Annotated in this window: 17 protein-coding genes and 1 pseudogene; 13 read left to right on the top strand and 5 right to left on the bottom strand. The window is 58.0% G+C overall.

Translation table 11 applies throughout. The features are described from left to right. Nucleotides 1-14 precede the first annotated feature (14 nt). Nucleotides 15-485, bottom strand: a complete 471-nt coding sequence (locus WDJ58_RS06865) for a hypothetical protein (protein WP_338916909.1) — start codon at nucleotides 483-485, stop codon at nucleotides 15-17. Further along, on the bottom strand, nucleotides 463-1,959 hold the full coding sequence (locus WDJ58_RS06860) for a PIN domain-containing protein (protein ID WP_338916908.1): 1,497 nt from the start codon (nucleotides 1,957-1,959) through the stop codon (nucleotides 463-465). The genes WDJ58_RS06865 and WDJ58_RS06860 overlap by 23 nt, the downstream gene beginning before the upstream one ends. 441 nt (nucleotides 1,960-2,400) lie before the next feature. Between WDJ58_RS06860 and WDJ58_RS06855 the strand changes: the two genes are divergently transcribed. Beyond that, nucleotides 2,401-2,889: a hypothetical protein gene (locus tag WDJ58_RS06855; protein WP_338916907.1), complete on the top strand. Its 489-nt coding sequence runs from the start codon at nucleotides 2,401-2,403 to the stop codon at nucleotides 2,887-2,889. Nucleotides 2,890-3,040: 151 nt separating this feature from the next. Further along, a complete protein-coding gene (locus WDJ58_RS06850; protein ID WP_338916906.1) occupies nucleotides 3,041-4,318 on the top strand; it encodes a hypothetical protein in 1,278 nt (425 codons plus the stop codon). 137 nt (nucleotides 4,319-4,455) lie between these two features. Here WDJ58_RS06850 and WDJ58_RS06845 read toward each other — a convergent pair whose 3' ends face one another. Both WDJ58_RS06845 and WDJ58_RS06840 read right to left on the bottom strand, forming a co-directional pair. Beyond that, the gene (locus tag WDJ58_RS06845; protein ID WP_338916905.1) at nucleotides 4,456-5,178 is read right to left on the bottom strand and encodes a DUF429 domain-containing protein; all 723 of its coding nucleotides are present in this window, start codon (nucleotides 5,176-5,178) and stop codon (nucleotides 4,456-4,458) included. Between the two features lie 112 nt (nucleotides 5,179-5,290). Beyond that, nucleotides 5,291-5,842: a hypothetical protein gene (locus WDJ58_RS06840; RefSeq protein WP_338916904.1), complete on the bottom strand. Its 552-nt coding sequence runs from the start codon at nucleotides 5,840-5,842 to the stop codon at nucleotides 5,291-5,293. An 846-nt stretch (nucleotides 5,843-6,688) separates the two neighbouring features. Between WDJ58_RS06840 and WDJ58_RS06835 the strand changes: the two genes are divergently transcribed. Next, nucleotides 6,689-7,333 (top strand): hypothetical protein, encoded by a 645-nt coding sequence (locus WDJ58_RS06835; protein ID WP_338916903.1) that lies wholly within the window; start codon nucleotides 6,689-6,691, stop codon nucleotides 7,331-7,333. A 90-nt stretch (nucleotides 7,334-7,423) separates the two neighbouring features. Here the strand turns inward: WDJ58_RS06835 and WDJ58_RS06830 are convergent, their stop codons facing one another. Next, complete coding sequence (locus WDJ58_RS06830; protein WP_338916902.1) at nucleotides 7,424-8,731, bottom strand: hypothetical protein; 1,308 nt, start codon at nucleotides 8,729-8,731, stop codon at nucleotides 7,424-7,426. Between the two features lie 231 nt (nucleotides 8,732-8,962). On the opposite strand from WDJ58_RS06830, the gene WDJ58_RS06825 reads away from it, so the two are divergent. The 10 genes and pseudogenes from WDJ58_RS06825 to WDJ58_RS26330 form a co-directional block, all read left to right on the top strand. After that, nucleotides 8,963-9,322 (top strand): hypothetical protein, encoded by a 360-nt coding sequence (locus WDJ58_RS06825; RefSeq protein ID WP_338916901.1) that lies wholly within the window; start codon nucleotides 8,963-8,965, stop codon nucleotides 9,320-9,322. A gap of 789 nt (nucleotides 9,323-10,111) precedes the next feature. Continuing rightward, on the top strand, nucleotides 10,112-11,629 hold the full coding sequence (locus WDJ58_RS06820; RefSeq protein WP_338916900.1) for a hypothetical protein: 1,518 nt from the start codon (nucleotides 10,112-10,114) through the stop codon (nucleotides 11,627-11,629). Between the two features lie 299 nt (nucleotides 11,630-11,928). Continuing rightward, the gene (locus tag WDJ58_RS06815; protein ID WP_338916899.1) at nucleotides 11,929-12,276 is read left to right on the top strand and encodes a nucleotide pyrophosphohydrolase; all 348 of its coding nucleotides are present in this window, start codon (nucleotides 11,929-11,931) and stop codon (nucleotides 12,274-12,276) included. A gap of 5 nt (nucleotides 12,277-12,281) precedes the next feature. Beyond that, the gene (locus WDJ58_RS06810; protein ID WP_338916898.1) at nucleotides 12,282-14,171 is read left to right on the top strand and encodes a DUF2075 domain-containing protein; all 1,890 of its coding nucleotides are present in this window, start codon (nucleotides 12,282-12,284) and stop codon (nucleotides 14,169-14,171) included. A 243-nt stretch (nucleotides 14,172-14,414) separates the two neighbouring features. Next, complete coding sequence (locus tag WDJ58_RS06805) at nucleotides 14,415-15,935, top strand: metallophosphoesterase family protein (protein ID WP_338916897.1); 1,521 nt, start codon at nucleotides 14,415-14,417, stop codon at nucleotides 15,933-15,935. Beyond that, a complete protein-coding gene (locus WDJ58_RS06800) occupies nucleotides 15,932-18,646 on the top strand; it encodes an SMC family ATPase (RefSeq protein WP_338916896.1) in 2,715 nt (904 codons plus the stop codon). The genes WDJ58_RS06805 and WDJ58_RS06800 overlap by 4 nt, the downstream gene beginning before the upstream one ends. Continuing rightward, nucleotides 18,646-19,917: a DNA double-strand break repair nuclease NurA gene (locus WDJ58_RS06795; protein WP_338916895.1), complete on the top strand. Its 1,272-nt coding sequence runs from the start codon at nucleotides 18,646-18,648 to the stop codon at nucleotides 19,915-19,917. The genes WDJ58_RS06800 and WDJ58_RS06795 overlap by 1 nt, the downstream gene beginning before the upstream one ends. A gap of 100 nt (nucleotides 19,918-20,017) precedes the next feature. Next, nucleotides 20,018-20,677 (top strand): hypothetical protein, encoded by a 660-nt coding sequence (locus WDJ58_RS06790; protein ID WP_338916894.1) that lies wholly within the window; start codon nucleotides 20,018-20,020, stop codon nucleotides 20,675-20,677. After that, the gene (locus tag WDJ58_RS06785; RefSeq protein WP_338916893.1) at nucleotides 20,674-22,353 is read left to right on the top strand and encodes an ATP-binding protein; all 1,680 of its coding nucleotides are present in this window, start codon (nucleotides 20,674-20,676) and stop codon (nucleotides 22,351-22,353) included. The genes WDJ58_RS06790 and WDJ58_RS06785 overlap by 4 nt, the downstream gene beginning before the upstream one ends. A 453-nt stretch (nucleotides 22,354-22,806) precedes the next feature. Beyond that, nucleotides 22,807-22,881: pseudogene (locus WDJ58_RS26330) on the top strand (twin-arginine translocation signal domain-containing protein); the annotation flags it as partial. Nucleotides 22,882-23,007 lie beyond the last annotated feature (126 nt).

Genomic DNA, 23,007 nt, shown 5'->3' with positions numbered 1-23,007 from the left:
TATGTTATCTCCCGTCAGTCGGATTCATACCGGGTGAGTTCCGTCGGGACTGTTTGCTCCCAAAGGGGTTCTGGGATATGCTTCCGCAGTGCTTCTGCCTGACCCTCTTGGAGGTAATTGAATGACATCGGTGGTGAAAATTCATCGAATATTTCTTGCGGATCAAGTGGTGGATGGATGCGGTGTGACTCGCTTATCTCGATCGCGTATCCGATATCGACACCCTCGAAATATTGCAAGAAGCGTTCTCGGGTCTCAATTCCGGATTCGTCACCAAATAATTCCCAGAGCTCTTCCGGCGGGCCCTCTACTATCCGTTCACTGGTGAATAGTCCGACTATCTTCTTGACTGGTGAGGAGGCATAGAGGTAGACGAATTCAATCTCGGCAGAACTCCGGAAGGCCGTCCGACGGAATTCATATCGCTTACTACCGGCCAGAATCTTCTCGGCGAACTCTGGCTTAATGGCGAGTAAAGCGTTCATCGATGTCTCCTTCTTCCCGGATGTACTCATAACCCTGTTCATCTATCTGCTGCATCACCTGTGGGGGACCAGCCAGAACACCGTTCGCGTAGAGTTGCTCATCTTTAACTGGCGTTGGAAGTTCGAAGTGCCACAGGAATAGTAGTACCGTCGTCTCCGACTCCGCCAGTTCCTCAATCTCACGCTCGGAGAAGACCGAGCGCTTTCCGACTACTCGCTGGATAGTATCGGGGTCTGTTAACCCGTATTTGACTTGCTCACAGACCCCGAGCGACGTAATCTGACGGTGGTCGTTAGAGCGGTAGAACAGGAGGAGGTCTCCCGGTTTGATCTTCCTTGTTTTGGAGTTACTTAAGTAGGCTTTCCGAATCGCGTTTCCTTCGGCTTGGAATTCTCCTATGAATTCGTTCAGTGGGGGCTGTCGTCGCGCATAGCTCGTGAAGAGCTTATCGTGGTACTTCGGCTGAATGGGGACTACGAATTTGTCAACTTCGGGGCCGTCGTAGAAGGACGGGTAGTAGGTACTCGCGAGCTTCAGCGGATCCGAATCATCGCCGACCGAGGGAGTCAATCGTTTCACGAAGATCGCTTCGCCGTCCGCTTTACTCGAGGCGTGCTTGAAGCCGAATGATTCGATGAGCTCGACGAGGTAGTCCGGATCTTCGAGGTAGTGCGTGAGATACAGCTGGTCGTGCTCCTGGTTAATCGTCTGCCGGATTGCAATCGAAATCAGGAGCTCACCGACCTTCGATCCCCATCGCTCCTCGCTTACGATCAGGGTGGAGATTTTGAGCCGGCTTTCCCTCCCTAGCGGCGGATCCACCCCGATATTCTCGGTCTCATCGAGCTTCAGCACTAGTAGTGCACCGAGCGAACTATCTGCTGTGTAGTTTACCCACGCGGGTCGGTCGGCTTTCGACTCTGCCCACGAGACGAAGTCATCGTATTGCTCTTTCAGCGGGGCAAATATCTCATCATCGAAGTCAAGCTCGCCGAGGGTGGTTTCAGTGATTGCAGCGGGGCCACGGATCGGCGGCCGTTCTTCGGTGAAGTGCTCTTTCCCCTCTTCGATATCGAAGACCCGGTCCTGTATCCCGAGGTTTAGCGCCTTGCGATGCATCTCGCGATCCTCGGTGATGAGGAAGTCAACCGCATCATCGTAGACAGCAAACAGGAGCATGTTATCGACCTGTCCGTTGAAATCAGACGCTTCAGGAACGGCATCTCGGAACTCCGAATCGCTCTTACTGGGGGACGGCGGGTAGCCGAGCTGAGGATACGTCTCAACACGCGACTCTGCTTGTTCACGCCGGTCTTCATTTGGGTCTTGCCGTATCTCCCGCATTGAATGAGGATGGACGAGTAGCCGGTGCCCCGCCTCTTTCAACGCCCGCTCTAAGTGACGGAGAGCTTCGGGGACGACAGAGTCGCTCTCCCTATGAATTAGGACGTTTGTATCTAGTAATACGTCCATCGCGCTATGCAAACAGATGCGATGGACCTGCATTATCTTTCTGCCAATCTCTCTAATAAAGTGAGACCGGGTCGTAAAGCGCAAATTGATCTTTTTAGCCTCTACACACGATGAGCGCTTGGGGCGCGGTCCCGAATGCTTAGGAGTCCGTAATCGCTCCCAAGGGGAGGAGAACATCCAAACAGAACCTCCTGCAGAGGGGGCTGTGCGGATTCATTAGCCCATCCTGTAGAGCGCGTCTAAGTACCCTGGCCATGACGAATTTTTGCTACGATTGTGACTTCTGGAGTTCGCCTGTTAGGCTCGCCAGTATTTAATTGATAATTTACATTTTCCGGGGACTACTATTCGTATAGAGCTATCGTGCCGTCTCCCCGCCCCCTCTCCGAATGTGTAGAATACAGCAAGGAGATCGATGCCCGGCGAACAGAGTTCGAAGGCGTGCTCCCGTTCGCGGCGTTCAAATTCATAGCCGGCGTCGAGGCGGACCCAGAGGCCCAAGTCGACGGTGACCGCGCCCTCTGGCAATTTATCGAAGACGGAGAGAAGCTCACGGCACGGCAGGTCGATTTCGCCGAAACCATCATCGCCGACTACCCGCCGGAGCAACTCGACGAGCTCCGAGAGAGAAAAGCGTGGCAACAGCAGCTCGGAGCGCTCTTTGATGTCGATGGCGCGTTCGGGAAGTACGACTACCGGTTTGCGACCGACCTCATTCGGCAGGTGAACGAGGGGAAGCTCCTCACCGAGACGCAGCAGCCGTATCTCGAGATGTTCGTCTATCGGTACCGAACGCAAATCGAGGAAGGCACGATATACGTCGACGAGATGCCACCTCGGGCGAAGGATGTCCTCGGGGAGAACCCTCGACAGACGCTTCCGCCGATTCTCGCGGCGTGTAAGGAGTTTCATGACGAAATCAAGGGGTAGGCCCCGATATTCGGAAGTGCCCCGTATACTCCTCTCTGTGGCCGACTTCCGGAGTCCGGTTGCCGCCCGTCTTGGGTTATTAAAGCAAATCGTTTGTGGCGAATGAAATGTCAAACATACATTTATTCTGGTGCACCCATATTTCGACACCATGCCGACACTAAAACGCCGAAAAGACGGTGGACACTACATCCATACCGCCGGCACCAGCAATCCAGTAAACACCTTTCAGGTAACTCGGGAGGGTGCTGAAATCGTGATGAGTAGCGGCCGTAGTATAGAGGACTTCTTTCCTGACGAACTGTTCTTCCTTCTCTACGACCTCGGACATCTCTCGACGAGAGGATCCACCCCCACTGCCGAGTCGATTCCTACAATCAGGAATCTTGACTGGGCCACTGAGGAACTCTCCGTTGAGGACCGGGCTCGAGTCGCAATCCGAATCGGGGAAACTCATGGATTCAACCAGCTGTTCGACGGCGACGTAGCCAAATGGGTCGTCACGCTACTCGGTAAACCTCCCGTACTCGTAGAGGAGCTAACACGGACGGTCGCCGACGCGGCCGGCTATAGTTACGAAACCCTCGAAGAGTACAGCGAGCTACTGGGCGAGACCGACGTCCTGCTTCTCGCGCTAGCCGCTTACCTCCAAATAGAGTGGATACGCACCTCGGCATCATTCGCTGATTCGCCGCAAGATGTGGCTCCCCGTATCTTCGGCGCTGAGTCCGAATTCGTCTACCTCGAGACCTCTGATACTGACATGATGGACTACACCGTTCCCGGTGATTACCCGTTGCCGGTCTTCGAGGGCCTCAGAACAGAACTCCACAAGGCTTGGTCCCCTGGTGTAGGAACCGCCGGGTTCGCCGCACTCACTTCTATCGAACTCGAACGACGGTATGGAGTCGATACTGGGATTATTCTGCCGAGAGACCGACTCGACGAGTTTCCAGTCGAGCTCCCCTCTCGGTCAGCTCTCACCGAATTGTACGAGGCGTTTCGACTACTTCAATCGCAGATTGATCATGTCCTCTCGTCGCCGAAAGCGGGCGTTACACACGGCGATGGGTCCCCTTGCGATCGGTGGTATCGCGAAGTCAAGGCGCGCATTACTGGCGAAGCCGAGGGTATCGTCGGGTTAGGACCGCAGCAGCAGTCACGCGTTGCCCACTCCGTCAGCGAGTATCGCATCTGGTACGGCGATGGCGAGACGGTCACCGACTTTGAGCTCGTCACCGTGGCGTCCCCGACCGAGGCACAACATCTCCGCCTCTTCGGTGTCGGAATCTTCGAGCATGGAGAACAGGTCCGAGTTCCCGTCGCTCCCAAGAGTCACACCCCGCTCCCGGTCTACCCACGGTCGGACGCTGAACTCGAAGCGGCTCTCGACCTCCTCAACGAGTTTCCCGTCCGTCCGGACTCATAGCCCGCTGTACCCTCGTTGAGTATAGACCATCTGGTCGTCACGTGACCTCCTTGGGAGGCTAGATACGGAAGTCGGCCGTATAGAGTAGTATACGGGAGACTTCCGTATTTTGACTGCGTACCCTATCACATCATGTCCTACAGGACACTCCACGCTCGCCCTTCTAGCGCTCCGGTTTGTGGGTAGTAGATTCGCGGGGCATCGGGAGTAGGCTCCTCCGGGGCCGTTCGTAGCTCTTCACTCCGAGCTGCGATCGCAAGTACCATCGAATCCAGAATGTCATCGCGCCGAATGTCCTTCCGATAGGTCTCATTAAGTACCCGTTCGTACACGGCTTTCATGCCAGGGCGCTTCGTTTCGAGTAGGTGCAGTCGGAGGGCAAGCCCCCGGGCCGAGGACTTCGAGTAGGCAATCGGCTGCCCGTTGAGCGCGTAGAAACAGAGTTCGGGATGGCTCTCGTAGACCGGCCCGTCGTAGGTCTCGCCCACGACTGCCTGTACCTCGAGAATGTTCTCGCGAATCGCGTGCGCCTGCCGAGAGAGGCCATAATCCATGACGTCTCTATGCTTCTCATTCGCCGCGTCGTAGTCCTCGGTCGTCGCCGCGGCCTCGCATGGGGGATAGAAGACGGAACTCCCACGGCACCCGAGGAGCCTTCGCGCTTCAATGTCACACGCTCGCCTACTACCGCTTGGGAGCCCGATCGGAATATCGACAAAGATTCGTGCGCCCCTCTGTTTCTCGTGGAGGGTCGAGAAGTCCTCGAATAGGTCCGCCTCTACTCGATCCTCTGTGAGAATCGTTGCAAACCACCCAGCAGGGCAGGCATCAACTCCAACTGCTGAGTTAGCTATTAGCATACTCGGATGATAGCGTCGATCGTATATCGTACATCTGTGATGGAGAATTTAACCGGGGTCGTGGAAGTCAGTCGTATGAGACTCTACACGGCCGGTTTCCCGTTACAGCCTCCTACTCCGGTGGGGTCTTGATTGGCGTCTCGGTCCGGTCGCTTGAAGTAACATCGGCGCTCCGGAGGTCATAGAGTGTCTGGCCTCCATAATAGGGATGGCACCAGTAATCGTAGCCGTTCAGCGCTTCCTCCTTATCTCGGTCGACGAGCCGGTGAAGGAGCTCTTTCGAGAGGCCGGTAAACGAGTACTCCGTCTCGGCGTGCTCCCAACGAACGTTATTACGTTGACCGGTCTTCCCTGTGACCGTCGCCCACCAGAATTCGTCATCTTCGTCCCACTCTTGCGGCGCGCTCGCCGGTATTTTCTCCGGATCGAAGTAGACCTTCTCTTCGGCTTCTACTAAGCCTTCCTCGCGAAGGATGTCGAGTGTTGTCTGGTATTCCCCCCGTGCCTCCTGTTCGGCGTCTTTCTCACGCCGCTTCGTCATGTATTCCTCAGCCTCCGCAATCGGAATCACCTGCTGACTATTGAGTAGTACTCGATCCCGATGCTCGTAGGCTTCGACTCTCGTGCAGGTGATGTCGAGCCCGTACTCCTCAATAAGCCACATTACCGGTGCCGTTACCTCAATTCCGAAACTCCCCGCGGCGAGGAGGATCCGCGGTTTCTGATCGAGGTCGAAGACGATCCATCCCTCGCTTCCGATTCCGATTTCGCCCTCGTAACCAGTTAGAAACTCCTCAAACTCCTCGCCTACTTCCTGTGGAGAATACTCGGTCCCTTCTCGCTTAGCGTGGAACTCTTGGTACTCTTTTTGGAGGTCTTCGGCGGTGAGTGTCGAGCAGTAGCTCGCATATTTGAGCGCTTGCAGGTCGGTCGTCCGATCGGCACGGTCTCGTTTCAGTTCAACGACGACGACCTTCCCAGTCGGGTCGAGAGCGAGGATGTCGAGTCGATCGTAGGTGTCCTCGAAATTCGCGAACTCCCGATGTGATAATGAGGAGATCTTCGCTGAGAATTCGGGGTTCGTCGATCACCCATTCTTGCAGATCTTGCCGTTCGAGGAAACCCATCTCGGCGAGTTCACTCTCTGGAATATCCTCAATAATACCTGAATCTCCATCGACACTGAAGAGCATATGTCCAGTACTCGATGCTACCTTCTAACAACTTACGCCCAATATGGCATAGCCCCGGGGTCGGGCCAAATTCATGGGGGTTTTGACCCCGATAATGGCTGATAGATTGATAATAGTGGCCATTTTACTATACAGAATGGAGAGGCGTACTAAGCTGGGGTTGGGTGGGGTAGTAGCACTGCTGGTTCTCGGTCTCATCTTCGCTATTCCGACCGCGCTCACTTCTATCGCCGTGACTGGCGCGATCGGCCGTGTGATACTCGTTTCGCTCGCAAAGCGAGCTATGTTCTGAGTCGATGGGTTCTGACACCGATTTCGTGCGAGAACTACTCGCCGCGATCGCCGACGGCCTTGAGAAGGAGAACGGAAATCTTGGGAGTGTCGTCATCGCTATCCTATCGGGAGGACGAATCGCGGCGGCAAAGGAGACGGTCGCCTTCCTCAAACGGCTTGTAACGGAGGAAACGCCGGATAGTGGAGACGAGATTATGGAGATGTCGAAGGACGAGATGATCATAACTGTCTACCGAATCAACTTCTTCGAGAAGCTTCGACATCCGGCCGTCAACGACAAACAAATCGAGCATCTCTACCGGAGAGTAGTAGAGCTGTGGGGAGAGGCCCCGACAGAACCGATCGGGCGATGGGCCGAATGGAATCTCTGGGTCTCGCGACACCGACGACGCAACGGTATCTCGATTACGGGGGTTATTGAGGGGGAGAAAACCGTTGACGACATTCAGCAGGCGTGGGTCGAGCGTCACCAAGCGCGCGAGGAGCGGCGGAAATTGGATAAGATGGTTAACTACGAACGGTATGAAGTCCCCGAAGATGTCCCGCCTACTCTTCGGCATCTGCTGTTTAGTCCCTCCATCAAGGACGAGGACTCTCTTCCAGAGACCGACTTGCCTGATGTTGTTACCTCGGAACCTGAGGCCGATACTGACTACGAGACGGCGTAGCTGAATAACGCCTCGTCAAGGTCGTCCCCCGTCGTAGCCATAGTCATTGAGTAGATACCTGTGCGGGGTTGGATTCGGACTTCGGCGACACTACGACTTGTAGAGCCCATATTTTCGCGGCAGGTCATGATCTCCAAATTCTAAGAGATGAATATGTTCTTTGCTATTATCGATCTCATAGATGTATCGCTTATTGTTGTTTAGATATCCGTAGAACTGATTTTTGGGTCCCTGTCCCTGCCCTTTTTTGTCTAACGTCCTTGGCTTATTCTTCGCTTTATCCTCTATGCCATCGGCGAGGTTCTTGAGGGTCCCGTCTGCCTTTCTGTACGCCTTTTTCCATTTTTTATCACGGGAGATAGTGTAGGTCTGATCGAGAGGACCTACGCCCGGTGCATATGAACTATTGTCTGAATCCGGCTCGCTCCTCGTGAAGTAGACAGAGATACGGGACGGTACTGCTGACGGTATATCCGTTTCGAAAACGAGCTCTCGGGCAAGGGCCGTTCCTCTCTGTGCGGGGGAAGTTGCACCTCCTGCGAGTAGATATCTTGAGGCCTCGTAGCACCCGGCAGGGAAGTCATTGATGTAGTCGGTGAAAGACGGTGAATTTGATTGTCTGCCGGCTAGTGCACGCCTGAGAAGGGGCTGATAAAGGCCAGAGGGAGCCTTCGCCGCGCACGCTTGACTTCGAGCCACGTAGGCGTTTGCGAGCGCCTCTTCCGGAGCCGTAGCGATAGCATCGACCGAGAGATATTGCTGGTGGTACGCAGGGTAGTAGAGGGTGTTAGCCGCGTCTTCGACGTGTGCCGCGAGTAATTCGAACTGGTGGTGGAACCACTGATGTCGAACTAGGACCTCTTGGGCGAGCGCGAATGCGTCTTCAAGAGTTTCGAACTGCGGGTCTCCTCGAAATAGGCGATCACCATTCTGCAAATCATTCTCGAGAAGGAATTCCGTAGCTTCCTCGCGGGTCGTGGTAAGCGAGCCGACCCTACTCCAGTGATACAGCAAATGGCCTAAATGGCGAATTCCTCGCTGCTGAATGTATATTCCATATGTGCCGAGGTCCTCGTGGAATGGAACGTAGGTCGAAACGCCATTGAGTCCGTACTGTTCGATGAGTAGGTCCCACTCCTTCTCAACGAAGGGAATCGCGTCTTCATATCGAACGAATCTAGGGTCGTCCCCGTGTCTGTCGTCCTCTCCCTCGATCCGAAATTCGAAGTCCGCTATGGGGATAACATGTCCATCAGAGGTTCCTACCGTTGACTGTTGTCGTTTACGTACCCAGTCCGACGGTGGCTGACCTAATTGCGGGGTAGTATTGCACAGAGAGTAGGCGTCCCCATTTTGGTAGCTCAGGAAGAATTCACGAATATCGTCTAGGCTAAGCACTGTCTGAATTGATGGATGTCATTTGCTTAATTCTGAGTGCCTATCTGGTGGATGAAATCGTGTTGCTGGTTTGTTCACCGGTCTACTCAAACAGTCCTCTCTTATTGGCTGAAATCGGTCGATTGAGGGCCTAATTCGCCGGAGCTAGCTATCTTGCACTCAGTCGACTTTGGCGGGAGGAGAAAGCTCCCAAGGGTTTATTGTAAAATCCATCTGAATCCCAGCGATCGGATGCAGGAACGGCTCGCCGGGGGCTGGCGAGCGATGCAGAACAGGGAGAGCCGCACCTGGGGTATCGACGGTCTACTGACCGAGATGCGGACACAGTATGGCGAAGACGACGCGAGTGTGGGCGCGCTCGAGTGGCGGTTGCGGCGGTCGATCCAGCGCAACGACCTGTTCGCGCCCGATATGAACGTCCCACTCGACGATCTCGTCGCCCCCGGGAAGTGTACGGTCCTGCAGATGGACACGCTCGACCGCCGTGACCAGCAATTGATCACGACCGTCCTGCTCCGACAACTCTATCAGGAGCGGCTGGACGCGATGCGCGGCCGAGAGTCGTCTATTGACTTCCCACTGTTCGCGTAATTCGAGGAGGGCCATCGGTTCGCACCGGCGACCGGCGATGCTCCGTCACTGGGCATCATGCGAACGATCACATCCGAGGGCCGGAAGTTCGGATTCGGACTGTGCATTATCAGCCAGCGACCATCGAAGATCGACCCGGACGTCCTCTCCCAATGTGGTACCCAGGTGACGATGCAAATCCAGAATCCGACGGATCAGCAAGCCATCAGGGAGAGCGTCGAAGCGGGCGGTGAAGCGGTCCTGAGTGAGTTACCCGGGTTAACGCCTGGGCAGGCGATCCTATCGGGCGATGCAATGAACACACCCGTCCTCATCCGGGTTCGGGAACGGCACACGGAGCACGGCGCTGAAAGCCTGGATGCGACCGAAGGGTGGCGGACAGCGTATGAAGCTCGGCAGCGAGAGGCGTCACGGTCCGAGGGAGCTGACTTCGGTGGCGGTGAGTCGGGCGGGTACGAAGAGCTGTAGATCTTGTCCGTACCAGGTCCCTCCGGGTTACATCACGCCTCCCGTTCCGATTGCTCGACTGATTTGGCGGCCTCGATTTCGTCCGTCCTCTCTGCCTTGATGAACAGTGCTTGGTACGTTTCCCGCTCAACGAGGTTGTTCCGGCCGAATAGCTCGCGAGCAGCTCCGGTGAGTTGGAAGAAGTGGTGCGGCTGGCCCCGCTCGAGCTACTCCTGTGGGTAGTGCCTGTTACTGAGCCACGGCCGTCACCCTACTCGAAGCGGCGCGTCTCTAACTCGAATCACCCCCAATCATTTTGTTATCTGATCGGTGAAAAATACTATGAGCACACAGGAACCGTCCTGGTGGAAAATCAACGCCGGTAACGAGGGAACGCTCAAGCGGCCCTGGCTGTTGAACAGTGTCGTCAGCATGGGGTGGTCCGTCGGAGACCCCGACTCCATGTCGGATGCTGCGATTCGAGGTGCAGATACAAGTTCTAAACTCCAGCTTTCGAAGTTCTTAGGCGTCGATCCCGGAACTGCGGCCTCAGCAATGTCGGTTGGTGATCGGATCGTTGCGTACGCACCTGATCCTGTGGGTGAACTGGTTGGCATTGGAGTTGTGGGGCCGCTGACGCGGCTTGGTGAGACGTTGCTTGATCCCCCGCACACGAATGTCCGATCAGTGCGCTGGTTCGACTCGGCACTTCCACTGGCTCGAGACGACCTGCCTGATGGCCTCATTAACGGTCCTCACAAGGTCATTCCAGGGGCGACACTGGAAGCGTACACGCCAGATAAGGGACTGCTCGAACGCAAACCGGTTGAGGTTGATTTCAACAGCGTTACACGGCCACCACAGTCGCCCCCAGGTTTTAGCGCAACGCTTGGGACGACACTATCTCCGGGTGAGATCTATACTGCAGCTGAGTTGCGTGATGAGTTTGATCGGTCACGGACAAAAGGAATCGAGATCAGTTACGATAAGCACGGCAAGAAGTATCTCAGACTGTTCTCAAAGCCGATGAGCGAGTATGGGGATGATCTGTCCTCATCGCCGATGCGATACGTTGGGGAGAGAAATCCAGACGACCCGGAAGGCGACCAGGTTGAGAAGGGCGGTAATGCTGCCATCATTAACGCCACCGACGAGGGAACGCCGATGTTTCTGTTCGAAAAAGAGTCTGAGGACCCTGTTCGACATCGGTTCATCGGCCAAGTCTCACTCGTCGACTATGACCATACATACCGGCCAACTATTGGACGACGAGAATTCGATTTCTATCTCAGAGGGGGCACTACCAGTAATAAGCCGGCCGATTCGGAATCCCCCGACTCGGCGACCGAGCCAGCCGACCCATATGCTCCCAGTAGGCCGCGAGAGATTGATCCCTCTACGACGGAGCCGTCGTATGATGAGGAAATGATCGAGTATATCTCGAACAAGGAGACACAGGCGGAGGCAACCGAGGATCACCAGGAAGCGATTGGGACGTTCCGTGACTGGCTCCAAGCCCGTGGCTGGGATTGTTCGGAAACTGTCGAAACAGATATTCTCGCGGAGCGGGGCGACGATCTGCTTGTAGTTGAAATTAAATCAGTAAATGAGGATGGCTCGCCGCGGCATCTCCGCTACGCGATCGGCCAGCTTCTCGAGAACAGCTATCGAGAGGGTCCACGAGCCGGGCGAGAGCATGACACCATGATTGCAGCGCTGGCGTTTAGCGAGCCACCAGCTGATGCTCATTCCGGATATTTCGAGTACCTCCAGTCATGGGGAATTGAAACACTCTGGGCCGATAATGATGCAGTCGCCGGGCTGCCAGAGTCACTCGCCCTAGTTGAAGTCAAAGAGTAGAGCAGATGCAGGGGTAGCTGAGAGCGATTTAGCGGTTGTTGAACACGAGGTGATAGGTGAGCACAATAAGGACGCATAGCTTGCTCAGTACGAAACAGCCATAGCCTGCCCGGTCCTGATCAAGCGGTAGCAGAATGGTAACATTGTCTGGGTTCATTACTTGAATCGGTTGATGGCTACTCTATTGTATCGGCGTACACCTATCTGAGAGCCCATGCGAGCTAGTCTCCTCGTCTGCAAAGGGGGGCAACCGACACAGACTGCCGTACTTCTTTGGTTGTCTCCGGTAACGTTAGGATATGGAGTTCGATGAACTGAACGCTGAGGTGCAGGAGTTCTGCGAACGACGCGATTGGGAACAGTATCACACCCCGAAAGACCTCGCGATCGGCCTGGTGACGGAATCCAGTGAACTACTGGAACTCTTCCGGTTCAAAGACCTGCCCGAACAATCGGACCTGCTCGCAGATTCCGAGACACGCGAGGACGTCGAGGCGGAACTCGCAGATATCCTGTTCTTCCTGCTGCGATATGCCGACCTGTACGATATCGACTTGAGCGCTGCATTAGAGCGGAAACTCGAGACGAACCGGGCCCGCTATCCGGCGAACGAATATAGAGGGAGCAACAGGAAGTACGACGAGTAGAGAGGATGCTCGTCTACGAAAACACCAAATCGGGGTTCTTGAACGACGTCCTGCACGACCAGTTGGTCCCCGAGATCAAGCGAGGCTATGAGTCGAAGGGGTTCGGAATCGGGAGCCAAAGTGAGGTTCGATCGTGGAAGAACTCCTTCCAGTATATGTACAAAGTTCTGGAAGGGAGTGCACTCCCTGACGACGCGGGCGTTGCGATCGAGTTCAAGATTCCGCTCACCTCGCGTCGTATCGATTTCTTGCTCTCTGGCTACGACGCGGACGACGACACGAATGTGGCTGTCGTCGAACTGAAACAGTGGGAGGCCGCCAGCACGGAACCCATCAGGGATAGAGACGGAATCGTCAAGACGGCACTGGGGGGCGGAATCCGTGAGACTACCCATCCCAGCTATCAGGCCGTGTCGTATGCACAGCTGTTGAAGGATTTCAATACCCGTGTCCAGGAGAAGCCGATCAATCTCTACCCGGCAGCGTACCTCCACAACTTCGAGCCAGAGTACCGTGAAATACTCGATAACGACGTGTACCTGCCGTACACGGAGCGAGCGCCACTCTACCTTCGTGGTGATGCGGCGCGGCTGCGGTCGTTCCTGGAGACACACATTCACACCGGTGACGACCGCGAGACCCTCCACGAACTGAGCGAGGGGGAACTCAGGCCAGCGAAGTCGCTCCAGGACTCGCTGTTGGCGATGCTTGAAGAGCAGGACGAGTTCACGCTGATCGATTCCCAGAAAGTCGTCTACGAGAAGGCCGTCGACCTGGCGCTGCGCTCACATCGCGATGGACGAAAGCGTGTGTTGATCGTCGATGGCGGACCCGGGACCGGCAAGACCGTCGTCGCGATCAACATCCTGGCCGAACTGATTCAGAACGACCTTGTCGCACAGTACGTCTCGAAGAACCGTGCTCCCAGAGAGGTGTACAAAGAGAAGCTCCGGGGGAATAAGCTAGTCAAGGAGATCGATCATCTGTTCACGGGAGCCGGGAGTTACGTCGAGACGGAGTCGAACGCGTTCCCCGCGTTGATCGCCGACGAAGCCCACCGCCTCAACGAGGAGTCGACGTTCTTCGGTCGCGGTGAGAACCAGATCATGGAGATCATCAACGCCGCGAAGTTCAGCGTGTTCTTCATTGACGAGAGCCAGCGCGTTCACATCGACGATATCGGGTCAAAAGAAGAGATTCGAAAACACGCTCGGGCGCTGAGTGCCGATGTCGAGGAACTGGAGTTAGAATCACAGTTCCGATGTAATGGCTCGGAAGGGTACGTCGCGTGGCTCGACGACGTACTGGGAATCCAGGAGACGGCTAACGCCGATGGGTTCGACCTCGACTACGATCTTCGATTGTTCGAGACGCCACAGGCACTCCACCAAGCGATCGAACGACGGAACGAGCAGACTCGGTTGTCACGGGTCGTCGCCGGCTACTGCTGGGAGTGGGAGAAAGAGGGGCGCTCCGACCCCGACGCGTACGATATCAAGATCGGCGAGTACGAGCGGAGCTGGAATCTCGATGCGAGCGATCCGTGGGCAATCGCCGAGGGGTCCATCGATCAGGTCGGCTGTATTCACACCTGCCAGGGACTCGAGTTCGATTACGTCGGCGTGATTATCGGAGAGGACCTGAAGTACCGTGATGGCGAGATCGTCGTCGACCACGAAGCACGAGCGAGCACGGATCGGTCGCTGTTCGGCATCAAGAAAATGTTCGACGAGCAGCCGGAGAACGCAGCCGCGAAAGCCGATGAGCTGATAAAGAACACGTATCGAACGCTGATGAGCCGTGGGATGAAGGGGTGCTACATCTACTGTTGTGACGAGCAGCTCCACGAGTATCTCGAACAACGCGTAGCGACCCTCAGTACAGAATCTCGATAGTACGGTCCGGACGGGTTTTCAGGTAATAAATTAGCTCGGTACACAGTACGGCTGCACATGAGCCGCAGCATCCCCGTTCAAATATGTTCTTGAGATTACGATTGATATTATTAACCACCGCACAGTCTTGGGACGTAACGGTTCAGTGACTAGTGATCGCGTTGAAGCACATCTGGGTTCACGCTACGGTAGCGAGGGAGTCCAATCGACCTGACGTCACCGGATCGGACGGATATCCTCCGCATGCACATCGCACACCTCGCCGACGTCCACCTCGGACACAGACAGTACGGCCTCCTCCAGCGGGAGGACGACATGGCGAACACGTTTCGCTCAGCCCTCGGGCAAATCGTCGAGTCGAATCCGGAGCTCGCCCTCCTTCCCGGAGATCTGTTCCACTCCCGGGACCTCCGTCCCAAGGTCCTCGACGACGCGGAACGAGCACTCGCCGACGTACCTGATGACATCCCCGTCCTCGTCTCCCGGGGCAATCACGATGAGAACCTCACGCCACGCAGCGTGACCTGGTTGAACTACCTCCACCGACGAGACCACATCGTCCTCTTAGAAGCCGATCTGGACGACGACACCGCGGAGTTCGAGCAGTACGATCCTGTAGAACCAGGCTCGAAATGTGGCTTCTACGACCACGAAACTGACCACGGAGTGGTCCGTGTCTTCGGGCTCCAGTGGCGGGGCGCTCGGACGGACCAGGCGCTCGAACAGGTTGCGAGTGGCATCCGGGCGACGAACGACGAGCACGGCGAGCCAGCGTACACCGTCCTGCTCGCGCACTTCGGGATCGAGGACGAGGTCCCGGCCCTCGGGGGGAACGTGACTCACGCCGAACTCCGGGAGATCAAAGAAGTCGTCGACTACCTCGCCCTCGGCCACATCCACAAGCGGTACGACGCGAACGGATGGATCTACAACCCCGGATCGCCGGAGGCACACTCCACAACGGAGGTTCGGGACGACTGGGACCACGGCTACTACACGGTCACTCTCGACGAGTCGGAAGGAACAGTGGGATCCGCTGGACCGGGCGACCTCGAACACGACGTCACGCATCATCTGACCAAGCGTCGGCCGTTCTTCACCACCGAGTTCGACGTCACCTCGTACGACTCGCCGGGGGACCTCGAGACGGCGTTCAACGACCACCTCGAGAAGGAGCGGACGACATTGAACACCGAGATCAGCCACGAGCGGTTTCAGGCGAGCGGTAACCGCCGTGAACCCATGGTCGACCTCCGGTTCACCGGGACGCTCCAGTTCGACCGTGCGGATCTCCCGGTCGATCGACTCGCCGAACGGACCGAGGACGTGTTCGATGCGCTCTACGTCCAAACGAACACGAGCGGCGTCACCAGTGCGGACATCCAGGCCCTCCTCGAGGACCTCGACGACGAGGAGGTGTTCATCGATGGCCGCCTCCAGACGGAGGTCCTCGAACAGCGCGTTTTCAGAACTATCGCCACGGAGTCACAGTACAGCGACCACGCCGACGAGGTGGCCAGCCTCCTGAACACGGCCCATCGGATGGCTCAAGCCGAGGAGACAGCAGAGGACATCCGCGACACCGTCAGCGAGCGCCGACAGGAACTCTTCCCGGATCTCACCGACGACGTCGTGATCGACGTGGCCGAGGACCCGTTCGCCGAACAGACGACGACGGACGAACCAGAAAGCTCGGCAGAAACTGGCGAGCCCGATGTCGTCGCCGAATCAGCTGCCGGTACGACTGGAGGTGACGACGAATGAGGATCACTCAGGTCGCTCTCGAGGACGTCAAGTCCTACGGAGAACGAACCGAAGTCGACCTCCAGGGTGGTGTCACAGCCATCCTTGGGGAGAACGGATCGGGGAAGTCGACGATCCAGGAGGCGATCGGTTTCGCGCTGTTCGACTCGCTCCCGTTCGCCAACAAGGACTTCATCCGGGAAGGTGCCTCGTCGGGGACCGTCGAGGTGACGTTCGAAATGGAGACCAGTAGCGGGAAACAGTTCTACCGTGTCACCCGGAGTGCTGGGCGGTCCAACTACGGCGTCGCACGGTACGATCCCGACAGCAACGAGTGGGTGGATCAGGACATCGACTCGAAATCGGCGCTCGTTGACTGGTTGTGTGCCCGGTTCGACGTCGAGGACAACGACAGCCTCTCCGAGCTGTGGGAGTCGTGTGTCGGCGTTCCGCAGACGAGGTTCCTCGCCGACTTCGCCCAGACCCCACGGAATCGGACGCAGACGTTCGACGCGCTCCTCGACATCGACGCCTACGAGGAATCCTGGCAGAACACGCTCAAGGACGTCCCCGCGGTCATCGATGCGGAGGCCGACGACGTCCGGAAGGAGATCCAGCAGCTGACAGGGGAAGTTCAACCGCTTCCGAAATATCAGCAGCGTCAGGCAGACCTCGAATCGGAGATCAGTGACCTCGATCAGAAGATTGTCGAGGCAGAGGAGGATCTCGAGACGGCTGAGGCTAGGCATGCGGAGCTGGACGAGATCAAAGACCGGATCGATGAACTCCAAGGTGAGATCGAGCAAATAGAGAAAGACATCGAACAGAAGGAAGACGCGCTACGGACTGCTCGGAAGGAACTCGAGCGAGCAACGGAGGCACAGCAGAAATGCGAGGCGGCTCGTGAGGGGTACGAAGCGTACGAGGAAGCCGAGGAGCGGCGCGAGGAACTGCAGGAGCAGCAAGCGGAGCTCCAGGCACTCAAGGACGACCGTCAGGAGAGAAAGGCTGCTCTCGGTCGGCTCGAAACGCGTGAGGGTCAACTCAAAGAGGCGGTCGAAACGCTCCGAGAGGCAAAGAAGCAGAAAGCGGAGTCCGAGGCGCAGAAGGAGCGATACGAAGACTTCGGTGACGAGATATCCGAGCTAGAAGGGAAGGAATCCGACATCGAGCATCTGGAGATCGACCTCGGTGAGATCGACGAGGAGGCATGGGAGGCGCTATCAGAACTTCGAGAGGAGTTGGCTACCATCGAGGAGATCGAGGCTGCCGTCGAAGAGACGCCTGATATCGACGATTTAGAGGAACGTATCGGGGACTTGCAGGCAGACCGCCGCGCGCTGAAATTAGAGCGCGAAGACCTCGAGGACCGCCTCGAGACGCTGCGTGACACCGACGCCGACGCACCGTGTCCGACCTGTGGACAGCCACTCGACGCCGAACACCGCGAAGAGACCATCGCGGACTGTGAGGCCCGTATCGAGGATATCCGCGACCAACGCGAAGAACTCCAAACGGAGATCGATGCGTTACAGGCAGACCGTGACGAGGCAAACTCGGCGGAGAAACGCGCCAACACGCTTCCGATGCGCCGTGAGAAGGTGACAGGCCTCCGGGAAGACCTCGCCGAACTGGATGAGGAACGCAGTGAGACCCAGGAAGAGCTCGAGACATTCCGTAGTGAGATCGAAGCCCTTCCGTCCTTGCGCGAGGAGCGAGACCAACTCGAGGACGCCAAGGACCGCTTCTACGATGCGAGGACCCGAGTCAAGGACAACGCGGGTGCTCCCGAAGAGCTCGAGGAAGTCCGGGACGACATCGAGGAGGTAGAAGCGAAGATCGAGTCGTTAGATGAGCAGATCGGCGAGTACGACGGTCTCGAAGAGGAACTGGAGGAGGTCAGAGAGACGCTCGACGAGCACGAGGACGACCACGAAACGTTCGTCGCAAACCAGCAGGCTGCCAACCAGGTCGATGAGCGGCGGGAGCGCGTCGATAAACTGGAAGACGAGATCGAGGACCTCGAAGAGGAACGCGAGTTGGTAGAGTCCGACCTCCAGGACCAGGAAGACGCCTTCGACGCGGACGAATACCAGGACTTGGACGAACAGATCGAGTTCCTCGGAAAGGAGATCGCAGGTCACCGAGAGCGCCGGAACGCCCGTCAGGAGGAACTGGAGGGTGTGGAGGAGGACGTGGCGGAACTGGAGACTAAACTCGAGAAGCGAGGAGAGAAGATCGACACGCTCCGAGAGCTACAGGCCGATCGGAAGTTCGCCGACTGGGTCCGGGAGAACGTCCGTGCCGCGGGGCCGAAGATGCGCGAGGTCATCACCGACCGCATCGGCAAGCGGGCCAACGACCTCTTCCGAACCATCAGGGGACGTTCCTCGGAGACGCTGGAGTGGACATCGGATTACGACATCGTCGTCGTGGACGCTGACGTCCGGAAGTCGTTCTCGACGCTCAGCGGTGGGGAGAAGATGGCCGCGGCCCTCTCGGTCCGACTGGCCATCCTCGAACAACTCTCGACGGTCGGCATCGCGTTCCTCGACGAGCCGACGGCCAACCTCGACGTCCAGAAGAAGGAGAACCTCGTCGAACAGCTGAATCGGCTCGACGCGTTCGAGCAGCTGACGGTCATCAGCCACGACAACACTTTCGACCGGATGACCGACTACGCCATCAGGGTCGAGAAACCGAACCAGACGACGGAGGTCACGAGCGACTGATGCCACTCGACAAGGCCGGGGTGGCGACGGCTCTGGATGCCAACCTCACGAGCATCCGTTCGTATCTCGAGGACGACGAGGACCTCATCGACCGCTACCGGGCGGCGTTCCATCGACTCCCACAGGAGTACACGCCCGAGGAGATTCATGCCGAACTGACGAGCGCGTCGTACCCGGGCGCACTTCCCACGGAGGCACTCGAGCAACGAGAGTCACTCGTCGACCCACATCACGAATCGGACGGGTGGGAGAGCCACGAAGCAGTCAACGACTGGGCACGAGATCTCCTCATAGGCGTTCCGATGCTCGCGACCGACGGCTCGGAAATCCCACCGACGACCCGGTTCAACGTGCCCCTCGCGTACGTCCAGGCGGCGTGGTGTCTCAACCACCATCTGCCGACAGGCGACCTCGAACGAGCACGCGACGGACAGCTCCTCGGCCCGATGGACGTCACACGAACGGGCGGCGAGGATGACGAGGAGTACCGTTTCGTCGACGGTTCGCTCGTCGGCCTCCACCGGTACGAACACGAGGCAGCAGTCGTCGTCGAGCAGATCGAGCGGCTGGCAACCGCCCACGATGCCGGTGACCTCGAACGGCCACCGATCGTCTGCTACGACGGCCCGCTGGTCGTCTCGTTTGCCAATCCGCTCCGCCCCGAGGCACGTGATCGGTATCTGGAAGCGATGAGCCGCATCCTGGCTGCCAGCCAGCACCACGAGGTGCCTGTCGTGGGCTACGTCGCCGGAACGAACGCCAACGAACTCGCGAAGATGACCCGCCTGCTCATGCCGGAGGAGTTCAGCGAGGATCGCGTAATCCCGGACGCCAGGATCCTCTCGGGGATGATGAGCCCGTGGGGTGACGCGACGGTTCCGTTCGTCTGCCGTCGGGACGGGAGCGTCGACTCCCTGGAGACCACGTACGAAGGACGTGACTTCGCCTTCGGCCGCGACATCCACTTCTCGTATCTCAAAGTGCCGCCCGGAGCCGGGCTCGACCGGCTCGAGTTCCCCGGGTGGATGTTGCGTCGGGACGGCCCCGAGGGATACGAAACCCTCTACGACTACGTGATCACGATGGTCCGTGCGGAGGCTGGTATCGGTCGAGGCTACCCGGAGGTGCTCCAGCAGGCCGATACGGACGCCGTCCTCGACCAGCGTGACCGGAACGAGTTCCTTCGACTTCTCCAGAACTGGGCCGAGGCGAACGACGTCCCCCTCGAGTGGAACGCGAAGGCGCTCAGCAAGGAACTCCGCCGCCGATGACCGGAGCAACCCGTCTTCGGCGACGGCCTCCTCGTGTGAGTTATCGACGCTCCGTAGCTACGGTCGCGGGCCCGTCACGCCCGCCCCGATCAGATCGAACATGAGTTCCTCGACCATCCCCAGCATCAGCGTCGACGACTGCCTGGCGATCGGCACGATCGTCAACTCGAACAGCCACATCGACTACACCGTCGAGATTTTCAACGAACGGGACCGCGAGCGCCCGCCCCAACCGCATGAGCGGGCCTTCGGACAGCCGGTGTTCATCCACAAGCCCATCGATGGGACGGAGTACGCCATCATGGGCGTCATCTACGACACCATGCTGGTCGACCCCGACCAGGGACGGTCGGGACCACGGCTCGCCCAGGACGACCAGCCGACGTTCACACCGGGCTACGTCGAAGAGCGGACGACGCTCGCTGGCGTCACGCTCCTCGGATACGCCACAGTAGCCGAGGACGGCGCGATCGAGTCACCGTCACAGCGGATACCACCGTGGACACTGGCGGTCGACGACTTCGTCTATCAGTGCCCCGACGGCGTCATCCACGCGTTCCACACCGTCGACGATCAACTCCAACTCGCCTACATCGAGCGGCTGCGAGACGTCGCCGGCTCGCTCGGGGCCGAGGTAACACTCGCGCTGATCGAGCGCCTCCGAGAGTTCGTCGATCAGCCCGACCACCAGCGCGTTCTGGACGTCATCGAGAAGAACGTCCGCTGGCAGTCCTCCTCCGATCGTGGGGTGGTCAGATGAGCACACCCTCCTCCGATGAGGCTAGCACAGAGTCTCGAGAGGACAGCGTCATCGGGACGGTCGCCGGCCCGGGAGAAGGACCGAACGAGTTCATCGTGGTGACGCCCGACGAGCAGGCCGTCAAGACGGGCGAGTTCATCACCTACAGCGTCCCCGTCGAGGGGAAGTCTCGAGACGTCATCGCCCGTATCACCAACCGCGAACAGGCTCGTGGATACCCGGACACGTTCATGGCCGACCCCGCAGTGGCTCCCGAGACCGTCGCCGCGACGCTGGGTGTACCCTCGAACGATATCGACCTCTACCGGCTGGAAGCGATGGTTATCGGGTTCTACGACCAGGACATGGCGACGTTCTCCAATCCGCGGCAGTTACCACGTCCGGGCACTCGCCTCCGAACCGCACCTGATGCGTTTCTAGAATCGGTGCTCCCGAACCTCGGGATCGACACCGCTCCCCGAGACGTGGCCGTCACCGACTTGGAGGGACTCGCCCACGTCGGCTGGCTGCTGAACCGTGAAACGGAGGCGGTCGACCTCCACATCCCGATCGACGAGTTCGCGTCGACACACCTGGCGATCCTCGCGTCGACGGGATCCGGGAAGTCGTACACGGCGGGTGTCCTGATGGAGGAGATGATGATGCCCGACTCGCGTGCATCGCTCTTGGTGTTCGACCCACACAACGAGTACGAGACGCTCGCACAGATGCAGGGCCACCCGAAGTTCGCCGGCGACGACGGCTACACTCCCGACGTCGAGTATTTCGATCCCGATCGGCTGAAGATCCGCATCTCGGAACTCACGGTGGGTGACGTGATGGCGATCCTCGACAACCCCAGCGATCGGATGCAGGAACGACTCGCCGGTGGCTGGCGGGCGATACAGAACAGGGAGAGCCGCACCTGGGGTATCGATGATCTACTGACCGAGATGCGGACACAGTATGGTGAGGACGACGCGAGTGTGGGTGCGCTCGAGTGGCGATTGCGGCGGTCAATCCAGCGCAATGACCTGTTCGCGACCGATATGAACGTCCCGCTGGACGACCTCGTCGCACCGGGGAAGTGCACGGTCCTGCAGATGGACACGCTCGACCGCCGTGACCAGCAGTTGATCACGACCGTCCTGCTCAGGCAGCTCTATCAGGAGCGGCTGGACGCGATGCGCGGCCGAGAGTCGTCTATTGATTTCCCACTGTTCGCGTTGTTCGAGGAGGGCCATCGGTTCGCACCGGCGACCGGCGATGCTCCGTCACTGGGCATCATGCGAACGATCACATCCGAGGGGAGAAAGTTCGGCTTTGGCCTGGGCATCATCAGCCAGCGGCCGTCGAAGATCGACCCGGACGTCCTCTCCCAGTGTGGGACGCAGGTAACGATGCAGATACAGAATCCGACGGACCAGCAGGCGATCAGGGAGAGCGTCGAAGCGGCCGGCGAGGCGGTCCTGAGTGAGTTACCCGGGTTGACGCCTGGGCAGGCGATCCTCTCGGGTGATGCGATGAACACACCCGTTCTCATCCGGGTTCGGGAACGACACACCGACCATGGTGCCGAAAGCATGGATGCGACGGATGAATGGCAGAGGGCGTACGATGACCGGGAGCGAGAACCGTCACGGTCCGAGGGTGCCGACTTCGGCGGCGGTGATTCGAACGGGTACGAAGAACTGTAGCTCTTGTTCCGGCTCCGACTCCAATTCACGCCCACAGTGCGCGTGAACACCCCAGTCTGTCATGGGATATTGAATCGAGTATCTATAACCACATATTAGTGTTTCTCGGATACAAGCCTGCATTCGCCCGAGCCACTATGGGGATAGTAGACCGGGTACGGAGTATTGACATACACCATTATATTTTGTGAGGTCTCCCGTCGCTCCTGGTATTCATATCGTCTCCGGGCCCATGGACAATTAACTACCATTATATTTATATTTAATATCGGCCAGATGTATGTCCATGAATACAATTTCCCGCGATACGGTTTGTAGCGAGAAAAATTTGGTTTTCACTCGAATTTCCACGATCTCTTAACTGTTAGATACTCGTGAATCAGTCATCGTACTCACTCCAAAGTGACTATTTGACCGGAGGATTTATAGATAGGGAAATACTTGCCGCGAACCATGCTACCAGATAGCACAGGCCGGCGACGGTTCATCAAAGCGGCCGGAGCTGCGGGGGTAGCTGGACTCGCCGGGTGCACCGGTCAGCAACCGCCGTCGACCCCAACGGAGGGCGCTGGTGACGGGTCGTCGGGCGGGGGGAGCACCGAGGCACCGACCGAGTCTGGGGGGACAGCCACGAGCGGCTCCTCGAGCGGCGGG

Source organism: Salinirubellus litoreus, from assembly GCF_037335815.1.
Classification (GTDB): domain Archaea; phylum Halobacteriota; class Halobacteria; order Halobacteriales; family Haloarculaceae; genus Salinirubellus; species Salinirubellus litoreus.
Note: the sequence above shows the minus strand (reverse complement) of the source record. Positions and strands in the feature narration are given on the sequence as shown.

Bases quoted from the DNA above. Each gene is read 5' to 3' on its own strand.
- WDJ58_RS06865 (WP_338916909.1), bottom strand. From the start codon at position 485: ATGAACGCTTTACTCGCCATTAAGCCAGAGTTCGCCGAGAAGATTCTG.
- WDJ58_RS06860 (WP_338916908.1), bottom strand. From the start codon at position 1,959: ATGGACGTATTACTAGATACAAACGTCCTAATTCATAGGGAGAGCGAC.
- WDJ58_RS06850 (WP_338916906.1), top strand. From the start codon at position 3,041: ATGCCGACACTAAAACGCCGAAAAGACGGTGGACACTACATCCATACC.
- WDJ58_RS06845 (WP_338916905.1), bottom strand. From the start codon at position 5,178: ATGCTAATAGCTAACTCAGCAGTTGGAGTTGATGCCTGCCCTGCTGGG.
- WDJ58_RS06840 (WP_338916904.1), bottom strand. From the start codon at position 5,842: ATGTGGCTTATTGAGGAGTACGGGCTCGACATCACCTGCACGAGAGTC.
- WDJ58_RS06825 (WP_338916901.1), top strand. From the start codon at position 8,963: ATGCAGGAACGGCTCGCCGGGGGCTGGCGAGCGATGCAGAACAGGGAG.
- WDJ58_RS06820 (WP_338916900.1), top strand. From the start codon at position 10,112: ATGAGCACACAGGAACCGTCCTGGTGGAAAATCAACGCCGGTAACGAG.
- WDJ58_RS06815 (WP_338916899.1), top strand. From the start codon at position 11,929: ATGGAGTTCGATGAACTGAACGCTGAGGTGCAGGAGTTCTGCGAACGA.
- WDJ58_RS06810 (WP_338916898.1), top strand. From the start codon at position 12,282: ATGCTCGTCTACGAAAACACCAAATCGGGGTTCTTGAACGACGTCCTG.
- WDJ58_RS06805 (WP_338916897.1), top strand. From the start codon at position 14,415: ATGCACATCGCACACCTCGCCGACGTCCACCTCGGACACAGACAGTAC.
- WDJ58_RS06800 (WP_338916896.1), top strand. From the start codon at position 15,932: ATGAGGATCACTCAGGTCGCTCTCGAGGACGTCAAGTCCTACGGAGAA.
- WDJ58_RS06795 (WP_338916895.1), top strand. From the start codon at position 18,646: ATGCCACTCGACAAGGCCGGGGTGGCGACGGCTCTGGATGCCAACCTC.
- WDJ58_RS06790 (WP_338916894.1), top strand. From the start codon at position 20,018: ATGAGTTCCTCGACCATCCCCAGCATCAGCGTCGACGACTGCCTGGCG.
- WDJ58_RS06785 (WP_338916893.1), top strand. From the start codon at position 20,674: ATGAGCACACCCTCCTCCGATGAGGCTAGCACAGAGTCTCGAGAGGAC.